The following is a 14,902-nucleotide window of genomic DNA, read 5'->3' on the forward strand; positions in this document are numbered from 1 at the left end:
ATACTATGCGCCGATTCGTTGCCGAATGACAAACGCTTAGCAAATGGCCGCTTTTTGCTGTGCGGCCGGCTGTTTTCACCAATCTCGTCGGTCAAGTTGTCCGCGGACAACGTTGCCTTACTCTTACTAGGTCATCGCGCCGCATGCGCGAAGCCCGGTGGAAAATCGCCAGGCCGAGGCTGTCGCCGGCGGCGGAAACGGCTAAGGTGCGGGACTGGTCATCAGCGAGGTTCCGGCCATTTCCAACGATCATCCTTCAGAAGACAGAGACCGCTCCGAGCAGTTGTCGCTGCACCAGAGGATCCTGAACGACGTCGAGGGGAATATCCTCTCGGGCCTCTGGCCGCCGGGACACCGGATACCGTTCGAGCACGAGTTGACGGAGCAATATGGCTGCTCGCGGATGACGGTGAACAAGGCGCTGAGCGACCTCGTCAAGCGCGGCCTGATCGAGCGCCGGCGCAAATCCGGCAGCTACGTCACCTTTCCGCATGTCCAATCGGCCGTCATGGAGATCCATGACGTCAGGCTCGAGGTCGAATCGCTCGGCCTCGACTATGCCTACCGTCTCGACGAGCGCGTGCTGCGCAAGGTGACGACCGGCGATGCGGCACGGATTGACCTGCCCGGCTCGGGCCGCCTCATCGACATCACCTGCCGGCATTTCGCCGGCGGACGGCCCTTCTGCCTCGAAGAGCGGCTGATCAATCTTGGGGCCGTTCCGGAGGCGGAAGCCGAGCCCTTCGATGCGGTCGCGCCGGGCTCGTGGCTGCTCGGCCAGATACCCTGGAGCACCGCCGAGCATCGCATCCGAGCGGTGGCGGCCGGCCGGCCGGCGGCCCAGGCGCTCGACATCGCGCCCGGCGCGCCCTGCCTGGTGATCGAGCGGCGCACCTGGAGCGGCGGCGCCCCCGTCACCAGTGTCAGGCTCACCTATCCCGGCGATCGGCACGAGCTCTTCGCCGAATTCGCTCCCGGCGCGAACGGTTAATGCATGTCCCCAAAGTGTGCAGCGGTTTTGGGATAATGCACAAAACAAAGACCTAAAGCGCGCCGCGTGAATAAGTTTGAACGCGACGCGCTTTAGTCACCGGCTGACACCCCCGGCCGCACTTATCAGAGACATGTTACCGGCCCCATCCGCGTCATCAGTTCGTCAACAGCAGAATTAAAAAACAACGTTGTTTCAAATAGATAAGCGTTACATCAAATTTCGCCTCCGGTTGCCTATCCGGTAAGGAGCTCCGCAACCGTCGTTCAATGTCGCCTCTGGCTTGGCGCTCTGTCGACCGCCAATGGCAAGCACGGCCCCGGTCCACAGCCTTCACAACTGCTCCGGCTCGAGCACAGGCATCCCCCCCGACGCCACCCGCCAAAAAAACAGCAATCTCTGGTACTTTGCCTCCGAGACGGGCATCCTATCTTCATAGAAGTGTCATCCTGGCAGAGGGAGGAACGCGGATGCGCTGCTTTACGGTACTCGGTCCTTCGCAGATCGGAAAATCCACGCTCGTGGAAAGGTTGGGCTCGCTGGAAGGCGAGCCGAAAAAGTCAGTTTCCCCTTACGGTCTATCCATCACTGAATTCGATTTTGGCGGCGACGCCTGGTGTGCTCTCGACGTGCCGGGAAACAACGAGGCGCTTGCCCATGCGCAGGATGCGCTGCTGACGAGCGACGCCTGCGTTCTGTGCGTTTCGCCCGTGGTCGACGAGGCGGTGCTCGCCGCCCCGTATCTGAGGGCGATCGAGGCCTCGGGCACGCCCTGCATCCTCTTCGTCAACCGCATGGACGAGCCGCGCGGGCGAATTCGGGATGTGGTCGCCGCGCTGCAGGACTATTGCAGCCGCCCGCTCGTGCTGCGGCAAATTCCGATCCGCGACGGCGACAAGATCATCGGCAGCTGCGATCTCATCTCGGAGCGCGCCTGGCGCTATCGTGAGGGGCAGACATCTTCGCTCTTCGAGTTGCCGGAGAACGCGATCGAGCGCGAACACGAGGCGCGCGTCGAGCTGCTGGAGCATCTGTCCGAGTTCGACGACTGGCTGCTCGAGGAATTGATCGAGGACCGCGAGCCGGCGAGCGACACGATCTACGCGATCTCGACACGGGTCTTGACCGAGAACAGGATCATTCCGGTGCTGCTCGGTGCGGCGAGCCACAGCAACGGCATCATGCGGCTGATGAAGGCGCTACGCCACGAGGCGCCGCGCGCCGACGCGCTGCGCAAGCGCCTGGCCGCGGCCGCCGGCATCGACGAGGCGGCGCTGACGGCGGTCAGCTTCCACGCCTATCACCGGCAGAGCGTCGGCAAGACGGTCGTCGCCCGGGCGCTGCAGAACGGCGTCAAGCAGGGAGCGGTGCTCGGCGGCGCCGGGCTCGGCGCGATTCAGGACCCGGCGGGCGGCCGGGCGATGGCGAGCGGCATCACCGTCGCCGGTCAGATTTTTGCCGCGGTGAAATCGGATCACCTCAGCGTTCCGGCCTTGTTGACCCCCCATACGACGGTCGCGCCGCCGGAATGGACGGCACCGCCGACCCCGATCCTCGAGCGGATCCTGGTGCCGGAAAGCGAGCGCGACGAGAACAAGCTTTCCGAAACGCTGGCGAAACTCGCCGAAACCGATCGCGGCCTGAACGTCACGCAGGAGGAGGGGACCGGCGCGCAGCTGGTCAGCGTCCAGGGGCCGGTGCACCTGCGCGATATCTGCCGGACTCTTTCCGACGTCTTCCATGTGGCCGTCGGCGAGCGGCCGCCGAGCCCAGTCTATCGGGAGACAATCTCGAAATCGGCGGAGGTTCACTACCGCCACCGCAAGCAGACCGGTGGCGCCGGCCAGTTCGCCGACGTGAAATTGAGCGTTCATCCGAACGGACGCGGCGAGGGGTTCTCCTTTGCCGAAACCGTCAAGGGCGGCGCGGTGCCGAGGAATTTCATCCCGGCGGTCGAGGCGGGCGCCCGCGAGGCGATGGACAAGGGCCCGCTCGGCTTCAAGGCGATCGACGTCGGCGTGCTTTTGACCGACGGCCAGCACCACTCCGTCGACAGCTCCGAATATGCCTTCCGCACGGCCGGCAAGCTCGGCGTCCGCCAGGCGCTTTCACAGGCCGGGGCCGTGCTGCTGCAGCCGATCTTCCGGGTGGAGGTCCATGTGCCGTCGATCTATTCCGGCGCCCTCGTGCCGGTCGTCGCAACCCTCAAGGGCCAGGTGCTCGGCTTCGATCGCGACGAGGCGGCGAAGGGATGGGACATCTTCCGCGCGCTCATCCCCGGCAGCGCCTTCGAGGAACTGGCCCGGTCGCTCCGATCGGCGACGCAGGGCATCGGCTATTTCTCGAAGAGCTTCGATCACTTCGAGGAGCTCTACGGCAAGGAGGCGCAGGCGATCGTCCATGCGCATGGGACGCATGCGAACGAGCATTGACGAGATGCGGGGAGGAGGATAGTGGGCAGATCTGCAACCTCCGCACTTGAAATGCGTCCTTGCGGGGAATGACTATGAGAAGAAGGGCAACGACCGTCACTGCCAAGGGACAGATCACTATTCCCAAACAGGTCCGCGAACTGATGGGAATAGGCCCCGGCAGCAAGGTTGAATTCCACCGCGCGGCCGACGGCAGCGTGTTGCTCGTCCGGGCCGACAAGAAGCGGAGCCGCTTTGCCCGGCTGCGCGGACATGCCGGCGAAGGACTGAGTACGGAGGCCATCATGGCGTTGACCCGCGGCGAACCATGACGCTGGTGCGCACGCTCCTCGACGTTGTTACCGGCGATCCGAACTGGGGCCGATTGGTCGATGCGGAAGCTCGCGGTACCGTATGACCCGAGACTTTTTGGGCGAAGCGGACTGCAACGCGCCCCGACGCCCTCGGCCAAGATGTACGCGCAATGTCGCCGATCGGAAGATCGAGGACGGGCATCGTGGGCGTCATAGCCCCTGAGAGCCATGTCACCCTCGAGTCGCAAGATTCCTGCTATACTCGGCATGATTGCGATAGCGACCGGGGGAAGCGATGAAGCTCAAGCGGCTAACCATAGGCACCTTCAACCTCTACAATCTGAATGAGCCCGGCCTGCCGATCTATACGAACGCCGACGGCTGGTCGGAAGAGGAATACGGCCGCAAAATCGACTGGACCCAGCGCACCATCCGGCTGCTCCACCCCGACATCTTCGGCTTCCAGGAGCTTTGGCACGCGAATTCGCTGTGGCGCGCGCTTGCCGCGTCCGGACTTGACCAGGACTACGACCTGTTGGCTCCACAGGACGCCAACGGCTCCGGCATCGTCTGCGCGGCGATCGTCCGCAAGGGCCTGCTGGTCGGCGACCCCGAATGGATCGTCGAGTTTCCCGACAAGTTCGTGCTGCGCAGTTCCGGCGACGATCCTCAGACGCCCGCCATCCGCGTCGACATCCCGAGCTTCTCGAGGCCAGTGCTGCATTTCAGGGTCCGGCCGCGCGAGGACCACGAGCCCGTGCATGTCTATGTCTGTCACTTCAAGTCGAAGGCGCCCACCCAGGTCTTTCGGGAGGGCTGGTTCAGGGCCGAGGAAGAGACCTACGGCAAACATGCGGCGAGCCTCGGCGCCGCGATCTCCACCGTGCGCCGCACAGCCGAAGCGGCGGCATTGCGCTTCATGCTGACCGAACAGATGAAGGGCAACCGCACACCGGTCATTGTCCTCGGCGACATCAATGACGGCCAGCACAGCAACACCGCCAATATCCTGACTGCGCAACCGCGCTATCTCGTCGGCGATTCGACCGGCGGCGGCGACATCAGCCTCTATACGGCGCAGACGCTACAGGAATACCGCAGCACGCGGGACGTTTACTACACCCACATCCACCAGGACATCATGGAGTCGCTCGACCACATTCTCGTCAGCGAGGAATTCTATGACAACAGCCGACGGCGCCTATGGATGTTCGACGGCATGACCGTCAACAATGACCACCTCAACTTCGACGACCACGCGGAGAGCGGCACCAACGACCACGGCGTGATCGTTGCCGCCTTCAAGTACAAGCCCATCAGAGCCGAAGCCAGCGATATCGTGGAGGGGCAGCCGACAGGCGGCGGGGGGTAGGCCGCTGCGACCTGGCTGTGGCAGGAGTCTGGAAGGGCATCGGCCGACCGTCTGAAATGGAAAGCGGAAGTTTGGGGGGCCTCGGTGAGGCCTGGTTTGCGCCCAACACCGGACATCGCGGCGTTGCGGTTGAAGACGATATGGTTGGGGCGGCGCCCTGGAGGTACATGATGATTGTTGTTGTGGAAGGCATCAGTGCGGCTGGTAAGACTACCTGGTGCAGATCTCACGGCCGATCATACCTGATCCCCGAGACGTTCCCGGCTGATCGAAAAGCTCAACCCCTTACTGGCATAGCAACCGCTCAATACTGGACCGACTGGAATGCCAGAAGATGGGGCGATGCGCTCCAGATAGAACGGGAGAAGGGTCGTGCTATATGCGACACTGACCCTTTGAAGCTGCACTATTCCTGGTGCCTTTGCCAAATCGACGCACTCCCGAAACGCCAGTGGGAACTTCAACTTCAGACAACTAGAACCGCGCTGCAGGAGGAACGGCTGGGATTCGCCGATGCATATTTCGTCAAGGTCATCGACTACCTGACAGCTAAACAACAATGTCAGGGAGACACCTCTCGCGTGCGGGATCGCTTCGAACTGCACTTTCGCTTACAGCCATTCCTCATCCGCTGGTACGAACTTCTGGAAAAGGCTTTGGGAGGCCGAGTGCTTTGGAGGTTGCCAGACGATGGGCTGCCGGCCGACGCTACTTTGGCCAGTGAACTCCGCTACGACATCAACGTATTTGATCGCTTCGTTTCTTCGTTGGAGACAAAAGCAACATAGCGCCTCGTTGCACGTGATGTCCGCATTGGGCCGAAGGCCGAAATTCACCGGTCAGCCGCAAACTTCCACGCTTGGCGCGTTCCCATCTTTAAAAAGGTATTTTGGTCGAGCGTTGGCACGTCGCTTTGAGTAAACCGACTTGATGAGCGCAAACTCACGCCCACAAGCGGCGCATGCCGACCTAATTTAGGACTATGTCGAGCATGCAATGTCGGATTCTCGTTTGGCCGGTCGTCTTCAATACGGACAAGCTATGGAGAACAACAATGGCTATCACCATTACCGCCTTTGAACGCTCGCCCGATCGCGGCCAGGGTCTGGCGCGCGACATGCGCGTTCGCTGGGCGCTTGAAGAAGTGGGTGAGCCTTACGAGGTTCGTCTGCTTTCGTTTAAGGCGATGAAGGAACCCGCGCATCGGGCACTTCAGCCTTTCGGACAAATTCCGACCTATGAGGAAGGCGATCTCGTCCTGTTCGAGTCAGGGGCGATCGTGTTCCATATCGCCGAGGGCCATGCCGGCCTGCTGCCGGACGATGCGAACGCCCGGGCGCGCGCGATCACCTGGATGTTTGCCGCGCTCAACACGGTGGAGCCGCCGATCTTCGACCGTGCCCTCGCCAAGATCCTCGAGCGCGATGAGCCCTGGTACGAAGAGCGCCTGCGTGCCCTCGAGGGAAGCATCCGGAAGCGGCTCGGCGACCTTTCCAGGCACCTTAGCAATGCCGACTGGCTCGACGGCGCGTTCAGCGCCGGTGACCTCTTGATGGTGTCGGTGCTGCTCAGGTTGAAGGGATCGGAATTACTTGAGGAATATCCGGACCTCTCCGCCTATGTCGCCCGAGGCGAAGCGCGGCCCGCATACAAGCGGGCTTTCGCCGCTCAGTTGGCGGTTTTCACCGCATGGGCCGGCTGACAAAGGCCCGCTTCGCAATGCCCGAGAATCTGCTAGGAAGAGGGCGGGTTAGAGGGACAGACGGCGGGACGCACTGCTATCGGCAAGCCTTGGGCTTCCGAAGCGTACGGCTGCCGGCAAGGGGTCTGCATGCGCTTCACGGCAGTTCTTTCGATTGGTTTCGCCATCGCTTTGGCGGGGTGCTCTCAGGTGGCGGAAAAGGCGGAGAACGCCGCCAACCGGTCGTTCACCAGCTTTGCACTGGGCAAGCCTTATGCGGAAGTCGTCAATCTCGGCCAATCGCCGATGGCGCAGCTTTCCGGCTCGGATGCGACCTTCGGGCCCCTGATCGGTGAAACGCGGCTTGCGGACGGCATGACGATCTACCGGCATATGGCGCCCGGCGCCGAGACCCAGACGGGCAGGAATTTCGCCGGCCTGGTTGGCAGCTCCGCGGTTTCGCAGAACAATCGGCTTTCCTACTTCCTGGTCGGCACCGACGGCATCGTCAAGGACTGGGCGACAGGTCCGGTTCAGGGCAGCGCCAGCGACTGCGTCCAATATATCGGCGGCATCGTCAACCGCTGCAACGACATGCGGCAGCTGCAGGCCTCGCTCGCGCTCTACGACCTGCGGGTGAGGACCAAGGCCGGCCAGCCCATTTCCAGCTGGGGCAAGCCGGCCGCGCCTGTTGTGAACTGAGCGCGCCAATTCCACCTGACGTCAATATGCGCTAGCTCCGCTCTGCCCAGACCTTCGCCAGTTCGACGATCGTCTTCACCGCCCGTTCCATGTCCTGGCGGCTCACCCATTCCAGCGGCGAGTGGAAGGCGTGGCCGCCGGCGAAGAGGTTGGCGGAAGGCAAGCCCATGAAGGACAGGCGCGACCCGTCGGTGCCGCCGCGGATGCTGCCGCGCACCGGGGTCATGCCGGCGCGGCGGATCGCTTCCAGTGCATTCTCGACGATCTCTGGGTGGCGGTCGAGGATCGCCTTCATGTTGCGATACTGCTCCTTGACCTCGAATCTGTAGCCGGAGCCGGGATAATCCTCGAGGACGCACCGGACCAGCTGATCGAGCATCGCTTCCTTGGCGGCGAGGCCGGCCTCTTCGAAGTCCCGGACGATGAAGCTCAAGGTTGCCCTTTCCATCGAACCGGTGAGCCCGGTCGGATGGACGAAGCCCTCGCGGCCGGCCGTCGTTTCCGGCGCCACGTCCTTCGGCAGCCCCGCGACGATAGCCGACGCGATCTTAATGGCGTTTTCCATCTTGCCCTTGGCGAATCCCGGATGGATGGCGACGCCGTGGATGGTGATGTCGACGCTGTCGGCCGAAAAGGTTTCGTCCTCGATATGGCCGGCGGTCTCGCCGTCGACAGTATAGGCGAACTCGGCACCGAGTTTTTCAAGGTTGACCTTGTCGACGCCGCGGCCGATCTCCTCGTCGGTCGTGAACAGGAGCTTGATCGTTCCGTGGCGGATGTTCGGATTGTCGATGAGCTGCTGGGCGGCCGTGACGATCTCGGCGAGGCCGGCCTTGTCGTCAGCGCCGAGCAGCGTCGTGCCGTCGGTGGTGATGATGTCGTTGCCGATCTGGTCGGCAAGTGCGGGATTGTCGCTGGCGCGGATCACCTGCTGCGGATCGCCCGGAAGCCTGATATCGCCGCCGCCATAGTTGCGGACGATCTGCGGCTTGACGTTGGTGCCGGTGAAATCCGGCGCCGTATCCATATGCGAGCAGAAGCAGATCACCGGCACCGGCTTGTCCATATTGGACGGGATGGTCGCGTAGACGTAGCCGTGCTCGTCGAGATGGGCGTCGGCAAGCCCGATCGCCAGCAGCTCCTCGACCAGCAGGCGGCCGAGGTTCTTCTGTTTTTCGGTGGAGGGCTGCGTCGGCGACTTCGGGTCCGACTGGGTATCGATGACGACGTAGCGCAGGAAACGGTCGGTGACAGTGTCGGCCATGGCGAGCTCCAGGGAGGCATCGAATGGCAACCGCTATAGCCTTTCCGGCTGCCGGGGTGAATTGATTTTCGCCTTGTCGGTGCGCTTTGCCGGCCGGCCGACCGGAAGTTCCGAGCTTTTGCTGGCGGCCGGGACATAACGGGGGCATGATCGTCAAGGTAGCGGCGACGCATGCCGCTCCGCACGACCATGCCAAGATGCCAGATCGGAAAACCCCTTGAGGAGGATACGGTGAGCGGGCACGTCTACAAGAAAGTCGAACTGATCGGAAGTTCTCCGAACTCGATCGACGAAGCCATCGAAACGGCGATTTCGCGGGCTTCGAAAACCATGCGGAACCTCGACTGGTTCGAGGTGGACCAGGTCCGCGGGCAGATCGTCAATGGCGAGGTGGCCCATTATCAGGTGGTGATGAAGGTAGGCTTCCGGATCGACGACTGAACGGCGCGGGAGAGGGAAGTTTGCCGGTGGGCCGGCCGTTTCGTTCGGCCCACCGGTGTTCTGACGCTAAGGCTCAGGCGCCCTGCAGGGCGGCGGTAGAACGCCGATCCAGTGCCCCGCTCCAGAGCGTCAGCAGCAAGGCGAAGGAGACGAGGACGGCACCGACCCAGGGCGTTGCGCCGAGCCCAAGGGCGGAATCGACCACCCGCCCGCCGAGCCAGGCGCCGAGGGCGATGCCGAGGTTGAAGGCGGCGATGTTGAGTGCCGAGGCGACGTCGACGGCGCGGGGGCGGTGCTCCTTGGCGAGCTGGACGACATAGAGCTGCAGCCCCGGGACATTGGCGAAGGAGAGGAAGCCGAGGGCAGCCAGCGTGGCGAGCGTCGGCACTGGCGAAGCCGCCGTGAAGGAGAAGGTGAAGAGCACCAGCGCCTGGAGGAGAAACAGGCCAGCAAGCGCCTTCACCGGATTGGCATTGGCGATCCGCCCGCCGGCGAGATTGCCGACGGCAATGGCTATGCCGTAGAGCACTAGGATCAGGCTGACGCTTTCGGCAGAAAAGCCGGTGATCTGTTCAAGGATCGGCGCCAGATAGGTGAAAGCGACGAAGGTGCCGCCATAGCCGAGTGCGGTCATGGCGAAGACGATCAGCAGGCGGCCGGAAGAAAGCACGCGGAGCTGGTCGGCAAGCCTTGCCGGGGTGGCCTTGGAGAGCCTCTTCGGCAACAGCGCCGCGATGCCGATAAAGGCGATAACGCCGAGCGCCGCGACCGCCCAGAAGGTGGTGCGCCAGCCGAAGATCTGGCCAATATGGGTGCCGATCGGCACGCCGGTGACGATCGCCACGGTGAGCCCCATGAACATCATGGCGATCGCCGAGGCGCGGCGGTTTTCCGGCACGAGATCGGCGGCGATCGTCGAGCCGACGGAGAAGAAGACGCCGTGGGCGAAGGCCGAGAGCACGCGCGCGGCAAGCAGCATTTCATAGTTTGGCGATAGCGCCGCGGCCGTGTTGCCGGCGATGAACAGCGCCATCAGGCCGAGAAGCAGCGGCTTGCGCCCGATCCGGCCGGTGAGGGCCGTGAGGACCGGTGCGCCGAAGGTGACGCCGAGCGCATAGACGCTGACGATCAGGCCGGCGAGCGGCAGGGTGATGCCGAGGTCGGCCGCGACCGTTGGCAGCAGGCCGACAATGACGAATTCTGTGGTGCCGATCGCGTAGGCCGCGATCGTCAGGGCGAAGATGGCTAAAGGCATGGCAAGTCCGTTTCCGCCTCCCGTTCGGAAAGGGAAGGGAGGCTCGAGGGGCGTTGACGCGATGAGTCTTTCGCAGTGCAATATGCGGGCGGGGCGCCGCTTCGATAAGGCGCTGGCGGGTCGAAATGCCTGTGAATGAGATTCACGAATGAAGGTCAGATGGGCTTGCGGATCATGGGCCGGCCGGGCTTGGAGCGGATTTCGATCGGATGGGAAACGGTGTCAGTCGGGAGCGCTTGATACCCCCCTCTGCCCTGCCGGGCATCTCCCCCACAAGGGTGGAGATCGGCGAGTGGCAATGTCCCGCCCCATCAAATATCCAATACATGGATGTGCCTTTCGGCATGGACAGGTTGGCGTGGGGCAGAGCGGCGCTTCCAGCCAATCTCCCCCCTTGTGGGGGAGATGCCCGGCAGGGCAGAGGGGGGTGCCTCCGATGCACTAACCGCCTGCCAGCCACCTCTCGATGCCGCGGGCTGCGGCGCGTCCGGTCGCAAGGCAGGCGGTCAGCAGATAGCCGCCGGTCGGGGCCTCCCAGTCGAGCATCTCGCCGGCGGCGAAGAGGCCGGGAAGCGCCTTCAGCATGTAGTGGTCGTGGATCTGATCGAGGCCGATGCCGCCCGCCGAGGAAATTGCCTCGGCGATCGGCCGCGGCCGCAGGAGGGGGATGGGCACAGCCTTGATCGCGGCCGCAAGCCACGTCGGGTCGGCCTTGGGCGCCTCCGGCATGAGTTCGCGCAGGAGCGCCGCCTTGACACCTTCGAGTCCGGCGGCCTTTCTGAGGCGATTGGAAAAGCTTGCCTTGCCGTCCTGCCGAGCGAGGTCGCGCGTCAGGCGCTCCGCGGTCCGGCCCGGCGCCAGATCCAGCGTAAGGAAACTCTTACCATCTCGTTCGAGCCGGTCGCGCAGGCTTGCGGCATGGGCATAGACGAGGCTGCCTTCGATGCCGTGGCGGCTGACCACGAATTCGCCCTGAAGGGCGCCGGCCTCGGACGAGGCGACGACGGATTTCAGCGGTTCGCCGGCAAAGCGCTCGCGGAAGGCCGCGCTCCAGGCGACGTCGAAGCCGCAATTGGCGGGGCGAAAGGTGCGGACGTCCACGCCTCTTTCGCTGAGCCACGGCACCCAGGCGGCATCCGAGCCGAGCCGTGGCCAGCTTGCGCCGCCGAGCGCCAGCAGGGCGGCATCGCAGCGGACGATCTTGCGCCCTTCCGGCGCCTCGAAGAGATAGCCGTCTTCGGCAAAGCCCAGCCAGCGATGGCGGGTCAGCAGCGTGACCCCCTGGCCCTCCAGCCGGCGCAGCCAGGCGCGCAAGAGCGGCGAGGCCTTCATCGCCTTCGGAAAGACGCGGCCGGAGGAGCCGACGAAGGTCTCGGTGCCGAGACCTTCCGCCCAGGCCCGCACGTCGTCCGGAGTGAAGGCGTCGAGGGCCGGGCGCAGGCGATCGGAGGCGGCGCCGAAGCGGGTGGCGAAACGGCGATAGTCTTCGCCATGGGTGATGTTGAGGCCGGACTTGCCGGCGAGCAGGAACTTGCGGGCGGCGGTCGGCATCGCCTCGTAGATCGTCACCGCATAATCGGCCGTGGATAGCACCTCGGCGGCCATCAGGCCGGCCGGCCCGCCGCCGATGATCGCGATTTCTCTCCCTTCCATCAATACTCCGTCCATTCGAGCTGCAGTCAGGAGCGTGGTTCGGTCTGCGGCGGCGGAGCGGTCGACTCGCGCAGGATGAGTTCGACGGGCCAGAGCTCATGGATCTCTTCCGCCGTCCGCCCGCCGAGGAGTTGCAGCACGAGGTCCGCCGCTCGTGCCCCAGCCGCGCGGATCGAGGAGCGGGTCGCCGACAGCGACGGCACCATGTTGTCGGCCGTCAGATAGGGAAAGACGTCGTCATGGGCGATCACCGATATGTCCCGTCCGACGACCAGCCCGCGGGAACGCACGGCGCGGTAGATCCCAAGTGCCGTCATCATCGAGCCGGCGACGAATGCCGTCGGCCGCGGCGATTGCTCGAGAAAGGACCGGGCGAAGCGGAAGCCGAGTTCGTCGGTGAAATGGCCGTGGGCGACGAGGCGCGGATCGAAGGGAAGGCCCCGCTCCTCGAGGGCGTCGCGATAGCCCTTGTCGCGGTGCAGGGAAAAGGTTCGGCCGGCACGGCCATTGATCATCGCGATGCGCCGGTGACCGAGATCGATGAGATGCGATGTCGCCCGCCGGATCGCACCTTCGTTGTCGATGTCGAGCCACGCGTGCGGCACGTCAGTCTCGGAGCGGCCGTGCACCAGGAAAGGAAAGCCGAGCTCACGAAGAAAGGCGATGCGCTCGTCGTTCGGCTCCGGCGAATGGACGATCACCGCATCAACCCGGCCGCTGGTGACGAGCCGGCTGAAGAGCGGAATCTCGTCGGTCAAACCCCGGTCCGCCGTCGGGCTGACGAGAATGTCGATGTCCTCTCCGTCGAGCCTCTCGGCCATACCGCTCATGAATTCGGCAAACTGAAATTCCCCTGTGCGGCCCATGACGACGCCGATCGCCCCGGCGCGTCCAGTAACCAGGCGCACAGCGTTGATATTCGGGCGATAGCCGAGCCGCACGGCCTCTTCCGCGACGCGTTTACGGGTCTTCTCGCTGACCTCCGGATAGCCGCTGAGCGCGCGGCTGACCGTCGTCGGCGAAAGCCCCAGTTGGCGGGCGAACTCCTTGAGCTTCATGCGGCCGATCTATTCCTTAACCCCTTTGCCTCGATGAGGAATATACGCCTTTTACACCAGGGACAACCGATCGGCGCTCCTCGTACTTGCCCACCCGATGGCGTGACATTTAGCCAAATCGTTTTAAAATTGTGCGTGTTGCACGACCGATAAATTTTCGGGGCAGGATTTTCAAAGAGGAGTTGTAAACAGCGTAAGGCGCTGAAACAACGGCGTTAAGTTCCTTCGCATCTGGCGAATGCCGGTATGTGCAGCGGCGTATTGACAACAATCTGGCCTTCTGACAGTTTTTTCCAGCCAAACCGTTTTCGAATTTGCTGAGGAGCTTTCGAGCGGTGGGGGATTTGGAGGAGCCATCGACCATGACACTGCTTCTGAGGACCTTGACTTTCTGCGCCGCTCTCGGCGCCGCTGATCTTGCCGCCGCCGCCGAGCTCTCGCTCGCTGCCAACACCACCGGCAAGAACGTGAATTTCATGCGCGAGCAGCTCGACGCCTTCGAGAAGAAGACCGGCCACAAGGTCAGTCTCGTCACCATGCCGCCATCGAGCAGCGAGCAGTTCAGCCAGTACCGGCTGTGGCTGGCCGCCGGGAACAAGGATGTCGACGTCTATCAGACGGACTTCATCTGGGCGCCGCAGCTCGCCGATCAATTCGTCGATCTGACCAAGGCCGCGAAAGACGTCGCCGGTGAACATTTCCCGTCGATCATCCAGTCGCAGACCGTCAACGGCAAGCTGGTGGCGCTGCCGATTTTCACCGACGCGCCGGCGCTCTACTACCGCAAGGATCTGCTGGAGCAATACGGCAAGGCGCCGCCGAAGACCTGGGACGAATTGGCGTCGACCGCCAAGGAGATCCAGGAGAAGGAGCGTGCCGCCGGAAAGGCGGACATCTGGGGCTTCGTATTCCAGGGCAACGCCTATGAGGGGCTGACCTGCAATGCGCTCGAATGGATCAAGTCCTCCGGCGGCGGCCAGATCGTCGAGCCCGACGGGACGATTTCCGTCAACAACGAGAAGGCGGCCGCGGCCATCGAGCGCGCCAAGGCATGGATCGGCACGATCTCGCCTGAGGGCGTGCTTGCCTATCAGGAAGAAGAGTCGCGCGGCGTCTGGCAGACCGGCAATGCCGTCTTCATGCGCAACTGGCCCTATGCCTATGCGCTCGGCAACGGCGATGACAGTGCCGTCAAGGGCAAGTTCGACGTCATGCCGCTGCCGACCGCGACCGATGGCGAAAAGCCCTCCTCGACGCTTGGCGGCTGGAACCTCGCGGTGTCGAAATATTCCGACGAGCAGCAAGCCGCGATCGAGCTCGTCAAGTTCCTCTCGTCCAAGGAAGTGCAGAAGGCGCGGGCGCTCCAGCTGTCACAGCTGCCGACGATCGCCGCCCTTTACGACGATCCGGAAATTGCCGCCACCCAGCCCTTCATGCCGAACTGGAAGCCGATCTTCCAGAGCGCCGTGCCGCGTCCCTCCGCAGTGACCAAGGTCAAGTATAACGAGGTGTCCTCGAAGCTCTGGAGCGCCGTCCACAACACGCTCTCCGGCGACGGAACCGCCGCCGAAAATCTCGAACTCTTGGAGGTAGAGCTGACCGAGCTCAAAGGCGACAGCTGGTAAACCTCCCCGGGCGGGGAGGCACTGTAAAACTCTGTACCTCTCTCCCCGCCTTGCAGCCGTCGCCGGGGATGGCGGCCACTCCGGCCGCCATCCCCTTAGAACCTGGAGCGAGATGCGCTCACCTAAAATCGCGCC

General features: G+C 63.6%; 13 protein-coding genes. 9 read left to right on the forward strand and 4 right to left on the reverse strand.

Translation table 11 applies throughout. From position 1 onward, the window contains the following. Nucleotides 1-283 precede the first annotated feature (283 nt). The 7 genes from hutC (at nucleotide 284) to CO664_RS21300 (ending at nucleotide 7,471) form a co-directional block, all read left to right on the forward strand. The gene (gene hutC, locus CO664_RS21270; RefSeq protein WP_037421356.1) at nucleotides 284-991 is read left to right on the forward strand and encodes a histidine utilization repressor; all 708 of its coding nucleotides are present in this window, start codon (nucleotides 284-286) and stop codon (nucleotides 989-991) included. Nucleotides 992-1,461: 470 nt separating this feature from the next. Beyond that, entirely contained in the window at nucleotides 1,462-3,423 is a 1,962-nt protein-coding gene (locus CO664_RS21275; protein WP_097539821.1) for an elongation factor G, read from the forward strand. Nucleotides 3,424-3,497: 74 nt separating this feature from the next. Beyond that, a complete protein-coding gene (locus CO664_RS21280; protein ID WP_097539822.1) occupies nucleotides 3,498-3,734 on the forward strand; it encodes an AbrB/MazE/SpoVT family DNA-binding domain-containing protein in 237 nt (78 codons plus the stop codon). Between the two features lie 277 nt (nucleotides 3,735-4,011). Further along, on the forward strand, nucleotides 4,012-5,088 hold the full coding sequence (locus CO664_RS21285) for an endonuclease/exonuclease/phosphatase family protein (RefSeq protein WP_097539823.1): 1,077 nt from the start codon (nucleotides 4,012-4,014) through the stop codon (nucleotides 5,086-5,088). 167 nt (nucleotides 5,089-5,255) lie between these two features. Continuing rightward, a complete protein-coding gene (locus CO664_RS21290; protein WP_097539921.1) occupies nucleotides 5,256-5,876 on the forward strand; it encodes a hypothetical protein in 621 nt (206 codons plus the stop codon). Between the two features lie 266 nt (nucleotides 5,877-6,142). After that, nucleotides 6,143-6,790: a glutathione S-transferase family protein gene (locus tag CO664_RS21295; RefSeq protein WP_097539824.1), complete on the forward strand. Its 648-nt coding sequence runs from the start codon at nucleotides 6,143-6,145 to the stop codon at nucleotides 6,788-6,790. Between the two features lie 129 nt (nucleotides 6,791-6,919). Further along, nucleotides 6,920-7,471, forward strand: coding sequence for a hypothetical protein (locus CO664_RS21300; protein WP_097539825.1), 552 nt, complete (start codon nucleotides 6,920-6,922; stop codon nucleotides 7,469-7,471). A 31-nt stretch (nucleotides 7,472-7,502) separates the two neighbouring features. Here CO664_RS21300 and pepT read toward each other — a convergent pair whose 3' ends face one another. Next, nucleotides 7,503-8,735 (reverse strand): peptidase T, encoded by a 1,233-nt coding sequence (pepT, locus tag CO664_RS21305; RefSeq protein ID WP_097539826.1) that lies wholly within the window; start codon nucleotides 8,733-8,735, stop codon nucleotides 7,503-7,505. A 231-nt stretch (nucleotides 8,736-8,966) separates the two neighbouring features. On the opposite strand from pepT, the gene CO664_RS21310 reads away from it, so the two are divergent. After that, a complete protein-coding gene (locus CO664_RS21310) occupies nucleotides 8,967-9,176 on the forward strand; it encodes a dodecin (RefSeq protein ID WP_037421425.1) in 210 nt (69 codons plus the stop codon). A gap of 73 nt (nucleotides 9,177-9,249) precedes the next feature. On the opposite strand, the gene CO664_RS21315 is transcribed toward CO664_RS21310, so the two are convergent. The 3 genes from CO664_RS21315 to CO664_RS21330 all read right to left on the reverse strand — a co-directional run bounded on the left by CO664_RS21315 (nucleotide 9,250) and on the right by CO664_RS21330 (nucleotide 13,142). Then, nucleotides 9,250-10,431, reverse strand: coding sequence for an MFS transporter (locus CO664_RS21315; protein ID WP_037421339.1), 1,182 nt, complete (start codon nucleotides 10,429-10,431; stop codon nucleotides 9,250-9,252). A 441-nt stretch (nucleotides 10,432-10,872) separates the two neighbouring features. Next, nucleotides 10,873-12,084, reverse strand: a complete 1,212-nt coding sequence (locus CO664_RS21325; protein ID WP_097539827.1) for a TIGR03862 family flavoprotein — start codon at nucleotides 12,082-12,084, stop codon at nucleotides 10,873-10,875. A 26-nt stretch (nucleotides 12,085-12,110) separates the two neighbouring features. Further along, nucleotides 12,111-13,142, reverse strand: a complete 1,032-nt coding sequence (locus CO664_RS21330; RefSeq protein WP_037421333.1) for a substrate-binding domain-containing protein — start codon at nucleotides 13,140-13,142, stop codon at nucleotides 12,111-12,113. 362 nt (nucleotides 13,143-13,504) lie between these two features. On the opposite strand from CO664_RS21330, the gene CO664_RS21335 reads away from it, so the two are divergent. Beyond that, a complete protein-coding gene (locus CO664_RS21335) occupies nucleotides 13,505-14,767 on the forward strand; it encodes an ABC transporter substrate-binding protein (RefSeq protein ID WP_097539828.1) in 1,263 nt (420 codons plus the stop codon). Nucleotides 14,768-14,902 lie beyond the last annotated feature (135 nt).

Origin of the sequence: Sinorhizobium sp. NG07B (genome assembly GCF_002532005.1) — a bacterium.
In the GTDB taxonomy this organism is placed as follows: domain Bacteria; phylum Pseudomonadota; class Alphaproteobacteria; order Rhizobiales; family Rhizobiaceae; genus Sinorhizobium; species Sinorhizobium fredii_C.